At 43.9% G+C, this 14,239-nt stretch carries 14 protein-coding genes; 3 read left to right on the top strand and 11 right to left on the bottom strand.

Annotation, left to right across the window (positions count from 1 at the left end; translation table 11 throughout):
- Positions 1 to 474 precede the first annotated feature (474 nt).
- The 4 genes from MKX60_RS12385 to MKX60_RS12370 all read right to left on the bottom strand — a co-directional run bounded on the left by MKX60_RS12385 (position 475) and on the right by MKX60_RS12370 (position 4,271).
- Positions 475 to 1,728 carry an aspartate kinase gene (locus tag MKX60_RS12385; protein WP_341059963.1) on the bottom strand — a complete coding sequence of 418 codons (1,254 nt, stop codon included), beginning with the start codon at positions 1,726 to 1,728 and terminating at the stop codon, positions 475 to 477.
- 301 nt (positions 1,729 to 2,029) lie between these two features.
- On the bottom strand, positions 2,030 to 2,587 hold the full coding sequence (gene efp / locus MKX60_RS12380) for an elongation factor P (RefSeq protein WP_042190473.1): 558 nt from the start codon (positions 2,585 to 2,587) through the stop codon (positions 2,030 to 2,032).
- Between the two features lie 47 nt (positions 2,588 to 2,634).
- Positions 2,635 to 3,705: a M24 family metallopeptidase gene (locus MKX60_RS12375; protein WP_076300855.1), complete on the bottom strand. Its 1,071-nt coding sequence runs from the start codon at positions 3,703 to 3,705 to the stop codon at positions 2,635 to 2,637.
- Positions 3,706 to 3,779: 74 nt separating this feature from the next.
- Complete coding sequence (locus MKX60_RS12370; RefSeq protein ID WP_076284474.1) at positions 3,780 to 4,271, bottom strand: YqhR family membrane protein; 492 nt, start codon at positions 4,269 to 4,271, stop codon at positions 3,780 to 3,782.
- Positions 4,272 to 4,478: 207 nt separating this feature from the next.
- Here MKX60_RS12370 and MKX60_RS12365 point away from each other — a divergent pair, with 207 nt between their 5' ends.
- Together MKX60_RS12365 and MKX60_RS12360 are read left to right on the top strand one after the other, a co-directional pair.
- Positions 4,479 to 5,426: a DUF1385 domain-containing protein gene (locus MKX60_RS12365; protein WP_371916578.1), complete on the top strand. Its 948-nt coding sequence runs from the start codon at positions 4,479 to 4,481 to the stop codon at positions 5,424 to 5,426.
- Positions 5,427 to 5,433: 7 nt separating this feature from the next.
- Positions 5,434 to 5,775, top strand: coding sequence for a hypothetical protein (locus MKX60_RS12360; protein WP_042190481.1), 342 nt, complete (start codon positions 5,434 to 5,436; stop codon positions 5,773 to 5,775).
- A 79-nt stretch (positions 5,776 to 5,854) separates the two neighbouring features.
- Here the strand turns inward: MKX60_RS12360 and MKX60_RS12355 are convergent, their stop codons facing one another.
- The 3 genes from MKX60_RS12355 to mntR all read right to left on the bottom strand — a co-directional run bounded on the left by MKX60_RS12355 (position 5,855) and on the right by mntR (position 9,254).
- Positions 5,855 to 6,784 carry a patatin-like phospholipase family protein gene (locus tag MKX60_RS12355; protein WP_076284472.1) on the bottom strand — a complete coding sequence of 310 codons (930 nt, stop codon included), beginning with the start codon at positions 6,782 to 6,784 and terminating at the stop codon, positions 5,855 to 5,857.
- Between the two features lie 91 nt (positions 6,785 to 6,875).
- Positions 6,876 to 8,525 (bottom strand): family 10 glycosylhydrolase, encoded by a 1,650-nt coding sequence (locus MKX60_RS12350; protein WP_341059960.1) that lies wholly within the window; start codon positions 8,523 to 8,525, stop codon positions 6,876 to 6,878.
- 303 nt (positions 8,526 to 8,828) lie between these two features.
- The gene (gene mntR, locus MKX60_RS12345; RefSeq protein ID WP_042190488.1) at positions 8,829 to 9,254 is read right to left on the bottom strand and encodes a transcriptional regulator MntR; all 426 of its coding nucleotides are present in this window, start codon (positions 9,252 to 9,254) and stop codon (positions 8,829 to 8,831) included.
- A 193-nt stretch (positions 9,255 to 9,447) separates the two neighbouring features.
- Here mntR and splB point away from each other — a divergent pair, with 193 nt between their 5' ends.
- Positions 9,448 to 10,524: a spore photoproduct lyase gene (gene splB / locus MKX60_RS12340; protein WP_076284470.1), complete on the top strand. Its 1,077-nt coding sequence runs from the start codon at positions 9,448 to 9,450 to the stop codon at positions 10,522 to 10,524.
- Here the strand turns inward: splB and MKX60_RS12335 are convergent.
- The 4 genes from MKX60_RS12335 to MKX60_RS12320 form a co-directional block, all read right to left on the bottom strand.
- On the bottom strand, positions 10,521 to 11,234 hold the full coding sequence (locus MKX60_RS12335; RefSeq protein WP_042129852.1) for a cytochrome c biogenesis CcdA family protein: 714 nt from the start codon (positions 11,232 to 11,234) through the stop codon (positions 10,521 to 10,523). The genes splB and MKX60_RS12335 overlap by 4 nt on opposite strands.
- A gap of 63 nt (positions 11,235 to 11,297) precedes the next feature.
- Positions 11,298 to 12,101, bottom strand: coding sequence for a metal ABC transporter permease (locus MKX60_RS12330; protein ID WP_042194307.1), 804 nt, complete (start codon positions 12,099 to 12,101; stop codon positions 11,298 to 11,300).
- A gap of 330 nt (positions 12,102 to 12,431) precedes the next feature.
- Positions 12,432 to 13,181 carry a metal ABC transporter ATP-binding protein gene (locus MKX60_RS12325; protein ID WP_042190495.1) on the bottom strand — a complete coding sequence of 250 codons (750 nt, stop codon included), beginning with the start codon at positions 13,179 to 13,181 and terminating at the stop codon, positions 12,432 to 12,434.
- A 34-nt stretch (positions 13,182 to 13,215) separates the two neighbouring features.
- Positions 13,216 to 14,214: a metal ABC transporter solute-binding protein, Zn/Mn family gene (locus MKX60_RS12320; RefSeq protein WP_076284469.1), complete on the bottom strand. Its 999-nt coding sequence runs from the start codon at positions 14,212 to 14,214 to the stop codon at positions 13,216 to 13,218.
- Positions 14,215 to 14,239: the final 25 nt, after the last annotated feature.

The raw sequence follows: 14,239 nt of genomic DNA, 5'->3' as shown, positions 1-14,239 counted from the left end.
ATATTGTATTCGATTTTTCGCATACATTTGGCTCGTTTACGTTACCGGCGGTACACTGTATTCGGTTTTTCGCATACATTTGGCTCGTTTACGTTACCGGCGGTACACTGTATTCGGTTTTTCGCATATATTTGGCTTGTTTACTTTACCGGCGGCACATTGTGTTCGCTTTTTCGCATACATTTGGCTCGTTTACTTTACCGGCGGCACATTTGTATTCGATTATTCGCATACATTTGTCCGTAGGCTCGACTAAAACATGCATTTCGGAGGATATAAGGTCCGCTCGGTTTTTAGAATCTGACGGATGACCCCTCGTTTATTTCATGTCTCCTGCTTCTTCACGTTCACCCCTCCTTCCTCTTTCTTCGGAGTTATCCACATTTTTTTGTATTGTATAATTTCCTAAACAATAAAAAAAGATGCTTACAGCCATTTAGCTGTAAGCATCCCTTTTTATTTCCCCAGCAGCTCTTATCGGCGATCTTTAGGACCTCCGACGAAAGCCTGCTCTGTTGTATCGAGATTGTAGGCGGTATGCAGCGCCTGTATGATTGATGGCAAATTGCCTGATTCAATGACGCAAGATACTTTGATCTCAGAAGTGCTGACCATCTTGATGCTTACACCCTCTTGGGAGAGTACATCAAACATTTGAGCCGCTACCCCTGGATGGCTGACCATACCAGCACCAACGATGGATACCTTCACCAGGTTATCCTCGGAGGTAACTTCACGATAAGGCAAAGTTTTATGAATTTCTTTAATTACTTCCTTCGCCCGATCCAGTTCATCAAGAGAAACTGTAAATGAGAAGTCAGCCTGCTCATTCTGTACACCACTTTGTACGATGATATCTACGTTAACGCCCTCTTCAGCAAGCTTGCCGAAGACCTGAGCGAGTACACCTGGTACATCAGGAACTCCAAGAATACTGACACGTGCTACATTCTTATCAAATGCAATACCACTAACTACGATTCCCTGCTCCATGCTTGTTTCCTCCTTCACAACAGTACCTTCATTATGATTAAAGCTCGATCTAACGACCAGCTTAACTTGATGACGCTTAGCGTACTCCACTGCACGTGGATGTAATACAGCTGCTCCCAGATTGGCAAGCTCCAGCATTTCATCGTAAGAGATTTCCTTCAGCTTACGTGCCGTCTTCACGATACGTGGGTCAGTGGAGTAAATACCATCTACATCGGTATAGATCTCGCATACATCTGCTTGAATAGCAGCAGCCAATGCTACGGCTGTTGTGTCCGAACCACCGCGGCCTAATGTGGTGATCTCACCGTCCACAGTCATTCCCTGAAAGCCTGCAACGATCACGATCTGTTCACGCTCCAAAGACGCTAATACACGACGCGGGTCAATTTCATTGATACGAGCTCTGCCGTGAGTTTCGTCTGTTCGGAATCCAGCCTGCCATCCTGTATAAGAAACTGTATTCCGCCCGATCCCATGCAGGGCAATGGACAATAGAGCGACGGAGATTTGTTCACCTGTCGTCATCAACATATCCATTTCACGTGCGGGCGGCTGCCCGTTTAGTTGCTTCGCCGTATCGATCAAATCATCTGTTGTATCCCCCATTGCAGATACAACCACAACGCAGCGATGTCCCTCATCTTGCTTGTCTGCGATGCGCTTGGCGACGCGTTTCATTCGTTCAGTGTCGCCGACGGAGCTGCCTCCGAATTTCATAACATAAAGTGACAAAGTCCCATTCACTCCCCATATCGGTCTATGTAGTTGCTTCTAATCGGTTTCCCGCTTTAAATCAGTATAATACGAAAACAGTGCCTTGCGTTAATGGTTTCATAAAAAATTTATTAAATTTCCCCGCTGTCAAAAAAAAGATAAGGTCAGCATCTGCCCTTCAGCTGTGCTTATTTTACTCAACTTCCAGTATTTTAATGTAGGTTTCCATAGCATCTTTATCCGTTACTGTTCATAAAAAAACCTCCACCGTATAAACGGGGAGGCTCTTCTGGTAATATCTAGGTTATTGTTCTGTTTCCTACGCGCGGGAGATATATTTACCTTCACGAGTATCAACCAGCAAGATGTCTTCTTCGTTGATGAACAATGGAACCTGAACACTATGTCCGGTTTCAAGCTTGGCCGATTTCGTAGCACCTTGAGCCGTGTTTCCTTTAACGCCAGGCTCAGTTTCAACAACCTTCAACTCTACGCTGGTAGGAAGGTTGATCCCAAGAATCTCACCTTTGTAACTAACGATGTTTACAGTCATGTTCTCTTTAAGGAAATTCAATTCCCATTCCAATTGCTTTTCGGACAATTCGAATTGGTCATAAGTTTCGTTATCCATGAATACGTGGTCCGATCCACTGGCATAGAGATATTGTACACCACGGTTTTCGATAATAGCACGGCCAATCGTTTCACCTGCACGGAATGTACGCTCTACTGTATTACCGTTACGCAAGTTCTTAAGCTTGGAACGAACAAATGCTGCGCCTTTACCTGGCTTAACGTGTTGGAAATCAATAACGGTAAAAATATCTCCCTCTACCTCTACGGTCAAACCTGTTTTAAAATCATTTACTGAAATCACTAAAAATCCCTCCAAAATTTATAATCAATCTAATACATCACACTTACTTACAGTACTGTATATTCTTTAGACGAATGGGTCAGCAGTGATATTCCGCTCTCCGTGATCACAATGTCGTCTTCAATACGTACTCCGCCAATTCCCGGCAAATAAATACCAGGCTCCACAGTTACTACCATCCCCGGCTGCATAATATCGTCGCTAAGTTTGGACAAACGCGGCCACTCATGAACTTCCATTCCAAGTCCATGGCCTGTGCTGTGTCCAAATTGTTCACCATATCCGTAGCTAGCAATGATATCACGTGCCAAGGCATCACATTCCCGTCCAGTCATACCCGGCTTGATATGTGCTAAAGTATGTAGCTGAGCTTCCAGCACAATATCATAGATCTCTTTCAGCTTCGGATCCGGTGCTCCGAGTGCGATAGTTCTTGTCACATCTGAGCAATAGCCATCAAGTAATGCACCGAAATCAAGGGTAATGAATTCATTACCTTGAATTACACGGCTGCTTGCTACGCCGTGTGGCATAGACGAGCGTTCACCTGAAGCAACAATCGTATCAAACGATGAAGAAGTTGCACCATGGGTCCGCATATAAAATTCCATTTCCAAATCAACATCGCGCTCAGTCATGCCCGGCTTGATCACGTTCAGAATATGACTGAATGTAGCATCGGCCAGATCTGCTGCACGTTGCATAACGGCAAGCTCTTCCTCATCCTTGAACATACGAAGGTCTTCCACAGCTTTGGAAATTGGAACTAACACTGCCGGCTTAAGTGCTTCTGCATATGAGGTGTACGCGCTGAATGAAACATCATCCTGTTCGAAACCGATACGTACCTCTTTACCAGAAGGCAGAAGCTCGCGAACTGTATCAATGAACTTAGTTGTATGTTCTACAACTTTAACCCCCATTGCTTGGTCCGCGGCCTGTGTCATATACCTGAAGTCAGTCAGCAGATAACAATCATCACTTGTCACCAGTACATAACCGGACGATCCGGTAAATCCACTTAAATAGCGGCGGTTATAACCGCTAGTTATCAACATTGCATCCAATCCTTGATCCTGCAAAACCTTACGCAGCTTGGAGACACGCTTGTTACCCATTTTCATTCTCCTCTCGAAATAGCCACATTGTATTTTAACATAGGGATATCCCCTTGAGAAGTTTTTTCGCGCCGTTAGGCAAGCGCTGTACTTTGCTCACGCTTCCGTTCGTCCGTATACTCGATCGCTGCTGTATATCCAATGAACATTCCCCATAGCAGAAAAATGCAGAACTCACTAATGACAGTGTTCCACGGCAGCTTGAATGGGGGCTGCATAAGAAACATCTGCGAACCAGGAATAAATATAATCGCCCACCATAAAACGCCGTAGACCAGGCCTGGCCAAGGTCCCTTCAGCTTGCGGAGAAGCAGTACATACAGCATGGAGGCGATGACCGAAAATACAATAAACATCATATATCCCACGAAATGTCCAAATGCTGTTGTCAAAAACGCATGCCTGAAAAAAGGCTCTGCGATAAAGCCAGGGCTTACTTTGGTAAAACTGAACCAATAGACTAGCCAATGAAGCCCACCCCAAATTAATCCTGCAAAAAAACCTAATTCGAGTGCAAAAAGCCAAATATTTGTATGCCCCGATTGTTGTTGATGTGATTTGCTCATGAAATTGCCTCGCTTTCTTTATTTTCAATGCCAATTTATCTCTCGTTCTCTCTAGAAGATAGTATGTACAGCAAAAGGCGATCCAACTAGTAATGTCTTCAAAAATTAGTTACAATGTATTATATAAATCATATTAAATACGAGAAGGTGAATTGGTTGTCCCAGGAAACTCCCAGTTACGGCGGCCAAGCCGTCATTGAAGGCGTCATGTTCGGCGGTAAGCATATCAATGTAACAGCCGTGCGACGCAAGAATCAGGAAATCACATTTTTAGAAGTACCCAAAAGCGATAAGAGCTGGGTCACGAAACTGCGCAAGATTCCGCTGCTTCGCGGCCTTGTCAGTATAATAGATGCCAGCGCTAAAGGCTCTAAGCACTTGAACTATTCAGCCGAATCCTACGCTGAAGATGAATTGGAACCGGAAGATATCGAGAAGGAAAAAGCGAAGCCGAAGAAAAAGGATGAGGGCTGGAGCCTTGGAATGATTTTTGGGGTTGCTGTAATGGGTATTCTCTCCTTCTTGTTCGGAAAGCTCATTTTTACGCTTGTTCCGGTATTTGTAGAGGATTTTTTATTTAAAAATGTATTTGATAACTACGTACTGCACAACCTCATAGAAGGCGGCATCAAAATGATTCTCTTGCTGGTCTATTTATGGGCGATTTCTCAAACACCTGTGATCAAGCGACTGTTCCAGTATCACGGCGCCGAACATAAAGTCATCAGCGCTTTTGAAGCAGGCGAAGAACTGACTGTTCAGAACGTTCAGAAATACAGCCGTCTGCATTACCGCTGTGGAAGTAGCTTTATGATGCTGACGATTATCCTCGGTGTGATCATTTACTCCGTAGTCCCATGGGATAATCTTTGGGAACGAGTGATCCAGCGGATTATCTTGTTGCCAGTCGTAATTGGTGTATCGTTCGAAGTTCTAAAGGGAACCAATGCGGTAAGAGAAGTACCAGGCCTTAAATATCTGGGTTACCCTGGATTGTGGCTGCAACTCCTTACAACCAAAGAGCCAAAAGACGATCAGGTAGAAGTATCTATTGCCTCTTTTAACCGTATGCGTGAGCTTGATGCTGCGATTGAAGCAAGAGGATATTCGGAGGCAAGTGTGTCAGGCGGCATATTGGATCCTGCGAAAGGATGAGTGATCTATGATCAGGCATGCTTTAATTTTTTGGATTACGGTTACGCTTGCGATTTTCGGTTTTGTGATTGGAGTCTTGACCGAGCCCTTCTTTACGCTGTCGAAGCTGATTCTCCCCCTAGTACTGTTAGCAATCATTTATTATGCTTACAAAAAAATGGGACCAGGCAAATACGCTCGTAGCAGCAGTGGATCTAAGGTTAAAGTGAAGCCTTCCCAGAAGACCATGTCAAAGGTAGCAGGAATTCGCAAGACTCAAGCTGCACCAGGCAAACGCAAAAGCTATCCTTTCCAAGTGATCGAAGGAAGTAAAGGGAAAAATGATGATCAGCTTCCGAAGTATCACTAACTTCATAAGAACTCCAAAAAGCATCTCCACGTTTTAGTAACGTGCGGGATGCTTTTTTCTCATATGGATACCTCGCTCGTTATCTTGGTCGCCACTCCTTAAAGAAATCTTCTCCTGCTTTGAGTCCAGCAGCATACATTTCATCGCTTTGCGCTTTTGTAATTTCAAATTGAGTCGTTCCAATCCCAAGCGTAGGAATTTTTACCGTACGAACAAATTTATCCCCTTCAATAAACTTCTCATCATGAGCAGAGAGCATGGTGGTTACCATAGCTTGGAGCATACTGAATGGCCCTCTAATTTTATGCGGCTGTGGATCGGTCTTACCTACCGATTGATAACCTACCGTAGGAATTCTGCTCCCAGGTTGTTTGCTCCCATTATTCTTGCCGTCAAATAGCCACAAAGGGAAATTACTCAAGAGCCCACCATCTACAACATACACAAACTGCTCGGCAAAGGATTTCCCTCTTGCTGCCTGCCCGTTTAGTCTTAACATCACAGGATCAAAAAAATAAGGAATGCTGCAGCTCATTCGCACTGCCTTGGCCACTTCAAAATGCTCCGCAGAAATCCCATACTGCTCCAAGCCATCTGGCAAGACCAATATCCTTCCATTTGTGATATCGGATGCGATGATAGATAATTTACCGGGAGGCAGATCACGGAAGGTGATGATCCCCTTTTTTAGTAATAATGCTCTTATCCAGGACTCCAAGGCTTCCCCAGAATATAATCCTTTCTTCAATAACACTCGCAGCGCAGGACCAACGATAGCCGTATTATAAATGGGACCTCGCTTCAGAAACGATGAAAAGGATGTCCCTTGGATTATCCGACACATTTCCTCCCCTTCATAGCCCGCTGCTAGTAAAGTGGCTACAATCGAACCTGAGGAGGTTCCTGCTACCCTTTTAAAAGTCCAGCCTGCCCTTTCTGTAGCTTCAACTGCTCCCGCAAGAGAAATCCCCTTTACGCCTCCTCCTTCAAATACTGCGTTAATCTCCATACACAAAAATCCCCCGTTTCCCATAGATTCTATTGCTTATCTATGAGCACGGGGGAACATTCATGACTCCTTATGAATAACAACTAAACTATTAGGATTTAAAATAAAAGGTCAGTAAGCTCGACAATCCGAACGGATTGCGGACTACGACGTCATTCGCTCTAAACATAATACTACCTGCAACCTCTTCGTACTTCTCATTATATTTGAGCTGATTAATAATTTGATCTCCACTTTGCCATTCAGCCTTTTGATCACTGGCTCCGACCTTATAACCAGCTAACCCGATGTAGAGTTTAACATTCGTATTCTCGACTTCTTTTACCCACCAATCAACTAACTTATCATAACGAGCTGTGCTAAAGGACAAACTCCAATAAATTTGCGGAGCGACATAATCAATCCAGCCCTGCTTAATCCATGTCCGAACATCCGCATACATGCTGTCATAAGCAGATACCCCTGCAGTCGTGTCCGAACCTGTACTATCATTTTTAATATTTCGCCATACTCCAAAAGGACTGATTCCATAAGAAGCCTTTGGCTTCACCTTATGAATCTGTTCTCCCAACTGACGGACAAATTCATTAATATTATCTCGGCGCCAATCAGCTTTAGAAAGCTTTTTCGTATTATAGGTAGAATAAGCAGCATCATCGGCAAAAGTAACATTTGAAGGATAAAAGTAATCATCCAAATGGACACCATCGATATCGTAACCTTTAACCACTTCCATCACCGTGTCGATGATATGTTGGCGAGCCTCTGGAATACCTGGATTAATGTATTTCTTACCATCGGCATTCACAATCCATTCTGGATGTGCTTTTGCCACATGGTTACTTGCTAACGCTGAGGTGGAAGCATCCGTCGTTGCACGGAATGGGTTGAACCAAGCATGAAACTGCATGCCGCGGGAATGCGCAGCACTGACCATATAGCTTAGAGGATCATATCCTGGATTCTTCCCTTGTGTACCCGTCAATACCTTAGACCAAGGAACTAAAGTCGATGGATACAGACTATCTGCTGAAGGTCTAACCTGAACAAATACAGCATTAAAGCCAACAGCCTTTAGCTTGTCTAACAAATTATCAAACTCCTGTTTTTGTTTCGCTTCATTTCCTGCCGAAGACGTTGAAGGCCAGTCCAGGTTGAATACGGTAGAGATCCAAGCCCCCTTCATCTCCTTACCAGTCGATCCACCAGGGATAGTCGGTAACGTCGGCACTGTTGGTGTCGTCGGTGTCGTCGGTTTCGTTGGTGTCGTTGGTGTTTCTGGATCGACAGATTGTGGTGGTTCAGTGTTGGAGATCAAGGAAATATGCTTATTAGCCTGATCCCATAACACCTGCAGTCCCAATTGCTCACTTACAAAACGAATGGGTACCATTACCCGCCCCTGCTTAATCTGCACGGATGTATCCAGCGCTACCGAAGTATCGTTTACCCATGCGTTTTTCAGGCCACTGGTCAGCTTAAGAACCGTATCTCCTTGAGTGATCGTTACAGTCTTACTATTTTGATTCCATACTACGCCGGCATTTAATCCTTTACTGATCACACTTATTGGCACCATCGTTACATTAGAAGTTGTGATATACGGAGGCACATCACTAATCAGCGCCTCTCCATCCAGTTCAATCGTAATTTGCACCGCTGCCGCGCGTGCACCAGGAGACCATAAAGGCAGAAACAACATAAGTACTAACAAGCTCAACATCCATTTACGATAATTCATAATTCCTCCCCAAATCTAAAAAATATGTATCCAAAAATAAGAAAAAACGGATAAATCCTTCAAGCAGATGAGAGAATGCCTCCTTCTAAAAAGGGGGTATCTGTCTCTGCAAAAAATATAAGAAGTACCGAATAAAACTCATACTCTCTTATATTTTTAAAAGGACTGTATCCGTTTTGACGCTAAAAACTGGGAAAGGTTGCACTAAACAAAATAGAAACGGCTATACTATCCACTGATTATGCTCACGAAAGCCTTGCTGCGCATAACTTTTAGGACAGTATCCGTTTCGGGAAAAACATTTCAAGAATCGCTTGTCAGTTCGTTGTGAATCGCATATAAAGTCTGTACACGTTCTTCGTCGCGGCGGAAATATTCTACCAATGTTTCAATACGCGTAATCGAATCCCAACTTAAGTGATGCTCGATTCCTTCAACATCATTATAAATGTATTCCTGCTGTACTCCGATCAACCCGAGGAATTCCTCCAATAGTTGATGGCGATCAACCAGACGTTTTCCTACTTTTTTCCCTTTGTTGGTTAGGACAAGCCCACGATATTTCTCATAGATGAGATATTCGTCCTTATCCAGTTTTTGGATCATCTTGGTCACAGAGGAGGGGTGTACTTCCAGTCCCTCGGCAATATCCGAGACCCGCGCATAACCTTTCTCATCTATGAGCTTGTATATGCGCTCCAAATAATCCTCCATGCTGGGTGTTGGCATTAAACTTTACCTCTTTTCTATAATGAGCATGGCGCCGGGCCAAACCTTGCTCTAACAATGATACATGTTTCTAACGCACCTTGGCAAGTCCTTCAAAGGAACTTACAGATGAGTTGCACATGTTTGCCATGCTTCTATTGGGGCTGAGTTAGACATAATAAACATACTCGTCATTCAAAAGGAGCGTGAATTTATGACTATAGTGACGCCAGAGCCCTCTACTGTAAAAAGACCCAGAAAACCTACTGCACTTTTTCTTCCAGAGCTTGTTTTCTTCGAACCGAATGCTTTAAATTACCCTAAAGGTGAAAAAATAATGGAATGGGTAAAGGCTAACAATATCCCATATCGTATGACCACATCACATAATCGTATTATGAATTTCCCTGGTGAAACTGAGGTCGAGCAATATAAAATTGCCAAAAGAACGCTTGTTGTCGGCCTACGCAAAACTTTGAAATTTGACCAATCCAAGCCATCGGCTGATTATGCTATTCCCATTGCCACCGGCTGTATGGGGCACTGCCATTATTGCTATTTGCAGACTACCTTAGGAGCAAAGCCCTACATTCGCGTATATGTAAACACAGATGACATTATAGATGCTGCCAAAAAATATATTGAGGAGCGCAATCCAGAAATCACCACTTTTGAAGCTGCCTGCACATCAGATCCTTTAGGACTTGAGCATATTACCGGCTCTCTAGCAGAACTAATTACATTTATGGCAAAAGAACCCCTTGGCCGTCTGCGCTTTGTGACCAAATACCAACATGTTGAACCACTGCTTGCTTTGGAGCATAACGGACATACCCGAGTTCGCTTCAGCGTCAACGCAGATTATGTAATCAAAAATTTCGAGCCTGCCACCTCCCGCTTTGAGGAGCGTATTGAAGCCGCTGGAAAGGTAGCACGGGCGGGTTATCCACTTGGCTTTATCATTGCTCCAATTATTTGGTATGACGGCTGGCAAGAAGGTTATGCTGAGCTACTGGCCAAGTTAGCCCAGACCCTTCCCCCTGAAATCGGAAAAGGACTAACCTTCGAAATGATTCAGCATCGATTCACCAAAACCGCAAAGACGGTTATAGAGAAGCGCTACCCCAAATCCAAGCTAGAAATGGACATGGAGAAGCGTAAGAAGAAATGGGGACGCTGGGGACAAAATAAATATGTTTATCCAGATGAACAGCAAACCGCCCTGCGAGAGTTTATCACAGAGCGGATATTCGAACATTTTCCAGAAGCAGGAATTGATTATTTCACTTAAAAAATGAGCCAATCTGGTGTGATTCCCTGTAGCCAAACTGTGATCCGAAACATTTGATCTGTAAAGAGCAGAACGCCCATAAATACCATGAGAACGCCACCAATCTTCATCAGCACATTTGAATATTTAAGGATACGTCTGGCTCCCCCAAGAAAGAAGGCTAAGACAAAGAATGGCAATGCGAACCCTATGCTATAAGCCGTAATTAACGTAAACCACGTGCCAGGCTCACTTGCAGAAAGTGCGATAATCGCAGTCAGAATCGGTCCAATACATGGAGACCAGCCCGCTGAAAAACCGATCCCAAAAATAAAGGATCCCACATAACCCGCCGGCTTCCATTTTAAATCAAGCTTACGTTCGCGAAGTAGAAATTGCGGCTGAAAGATCCCAAGCAAAAATAATCCCATCACAATAATCAAAATCGCCGATAATTGCCGGATCAGATCACGCTGTCCATTAAAAAATTGTCCAAATAGTCCTGCACCAAATCCCAAGGTGTAAAAAACCGCTGAAAAACCTAAAATAAATGCCAATGTATGGGTTATTGTGCGTATACGGACCTCTTTGGTATTGCTGCCTGACTTCAATTGCTGAACGGATAATCCGGTAATATACGATAAATAAGAGGGATAAAGCGGTAAGCAGCAGGGTGATATAAATGATGCTACCCCTGCTGCTAAGGCTATTCCTGCATTGATATTAGACAAGGTAGCGGCTCTCCTTCCAGCATTCGAGTCACTTCAGGGCATACCCTATATTTTATTCGCTGTTTATGCTGGCAAACCCTTTTTACCAATCAAAGTCAACACTAATAGTGATATGAGTAAAAGCACAATGGTTGCACCAGGCGCCAGATTCCAAACTCCTGCAACCACTAGTCCGCCTACAACAGCAATTTCCGAAATGATGACGGATAGAATGACTGAGGATTTAAAGCTTCGAGATAACAATAAGCTGATGGCCACAGGAATGGTCAGTAGAGCTGATACCAGCAAAGATCCAACAATTTTAATCGCAGTACTGATTACAAGCGCCGTCAGAATGGTAATCAACATGTTAAGCAGCTTCACTGGGAGTCCGCTGACACTCGCAGCATCCTCTTCAAAGCTAAGTAAGAAGAACTCCTTAAAGAACAGAGATACTACTACTACAACTGCTATCGTTACGATCCCTACTACGATTAAATCGGTATTGTCTAGCGTATAAATGCTACCGAACAAGTAACTCATAACATCTGCATTATAACCTTTTCCTAAAGTGAAAAAGAGTGAGGCTAAAGCCACTCCGCCCGACATAATTATGGCTATCGAGAGCTCTGCATAACTCTTATAAGCCTTGCGCAGCTTCTCTATCGCGAAGGAAGCCACCACTGCAAAAATAAGACCTGCTCCCAGCGGGTAAAATCCTGTCAAAAAACCAAGTGCCACACCGGCTATCGTAACATGAGCCAGCGTATCCCCAATCATAGATAAACGTCTGAGCACAAGAAAAACGCCTATAAGCGGCGCTGTAATGCCAATCAGAAGACCGCCCGCAAGCGCTCGCTGAAAAAAATCGCTAAATAGAATTTCCAACTTTAACTCTCCTCCGTAGAACAATTGAAACATTTTTAAAATCTTTTATTAAAATCTTTTTTCGATCCCTCCCAAACCCTCCCTTCCAAGGGAGGGCCCCAAGGGCTCTGCCCTCTGGACACCCGTCAAGTGCAACTGGCGTAGGAGGTGGGGTTACTGAACATAGTCAGGACGAAGAAGGATCGCTTTCACCCCTAACGGGGCACGCTTACAGCGTCGCGGTATTTAGTATACGGAAAGGATTAAAGATGAGGGAAACCCTGCTCCCACGCTCTATGTACGCCCACAATAATCGAGAGTTCCCTTTTTCTACCAGAGCTTAACTATGACCTAAGAGAGCGTGTGCTGCAGGTTCTCCTCTGTACAATTCTGCAAATCATGAGAATGACGGGAGAAAAAGTTAATCTTACCGTTCGTTTGCACAGGTTCATTCCCTAAGTAATTCTTAATCATGTCAATATCATGCGACACCATTAGGAATGTCATATGATGATGGGCATGCATATGTGTAATTAATTCAAAGAATCCTGCTTGTGATTCAGCATCAATACCGACTGTAGGCTCATCCAAAATCAGCAGATCCGGATGGTTGATCAACGCACGTGCTAGAAATACACGCTGCTGCTGGCCGCCCGACAGCTGGCCTACTCTTTTCTCCGCAATATCCTGTATCCGCATCACTTCTAGTGCATCTTCGCACTGACGATGCTGAGCCTTAGATACTCTTCGAATAAGATTCTTGTTGTTGTACAAACCAGATAGCACTACTTCACGCACCGTTGCTGGAAACAGCGGGTTGAAGGCGTTCTTTTGTGGAACATAACCTATCCGTTCCCAGTCTTTAAACTTGCGGACAGGCGTTCCAAATAATTTGATTTCACCACTGCTTGCCGGAAGCAAACCGACGATCATCTTCATCAGTGTAGTTTTACCAGCGCCATTAGAACCAATGATACCAAGGAAGTCTCGTTCTCTTACACTATAGTTAAGATTCGAGATCACCTTCTGTTCACCATATGAAAAAGAAAGATCCTGTATATCGATGATATGCTGATGGCAGTCCAAGGATACCGATTGCATGCTTTAGCACCGCCTTTTCCTTATACTTTCCTTTTTATTGTAAAGCCATAATCAGATTTTGCAAATTTTTCTCCATCAAGGTGAAGTAGTTATCCCCGTTCTTTTCTTGCTCCGCAGTAAGACCCTCTACAGGATTAAGAACCATAGTAGACACACCAGCTTCAGCCGCTAACGTCTTAGCCAGTTTATCGGAGACAAGCTCTTCAAAAAAGATGTATTTAATTTTCTCCTCTTTAACCATCTTCGCCAGGTTTACTAAATCCTGTCCACGCGGCTCAGCGTCTGGGGATAATCCCATAATCGCATGCTGCTCAAGCTTATAGTCACGGGCAAGGTAGGCAAAAGCTTGGTGTGAAACTACAATTTTGTGGTTAGGCAGCTTGGTAAGCTCCTGTTCAAATTTACTATCCAAAGCCTGTAAACGTTCAGCAAGCTTATTGTAACGCTCTTCATAACCATCTTTATGCTCAGGGTCCACAGATTGAAGGCTTTCTTTTATATTGCGCGCCATGATGATCGCTGATTTCGGACTTACCCAGGTATGCGGGTCCGTATGAAGGCTGTCCTCAGAAGAATGGCTATTATGATCAGCATCATCTTCGTGATGATCCTCTTCGCCGCTTCCCCCATGATCATGTCCGTCATCTTCATCGGTCATTATTAAATCAACACCTTTACTTACTTCAACAGCTTCCACTTTACTGCTGCTATCAAGTCCTTTTAGAAAATTAGGAACCCATCCCTCAAGCCCTGCTCCATTGTACAAGAACAATTGCGCTTTGGAGGTATTGACAATATCCTGACTGCGTGGTGTCCAATCATGCGGCTCTACACCAACCGGAAGAAGGTTAATGGCATTTATATCATCTCCACCAATTTCCCGAGTAAACTCATAAATAGGATAAAAAGTAGTTACAACATTTACTTTCCCTTCAACTATACTTCCACTGCTCTTAGGTCCACATGCAGTGAGTGTAAATACAAGCACCAATGCAAGTATAAGCAGACTTATTCGTGACTTCATAGCAACCATTAAATTGATCTCCCTCTCAAATCGT

Origin of the sequence: Paenibacillus sp. FSL R5-0914, from assembly GCF_038004525.1 — a bacterium.
GTDB lineage: Bacteria > Bacillota > Bacilli > Paenibacillales > Paenibacillaceae > Paenibacillus_AQ.
This window is presented reverse-complemented; position numbering and strand designations above follow the sequence as displayed.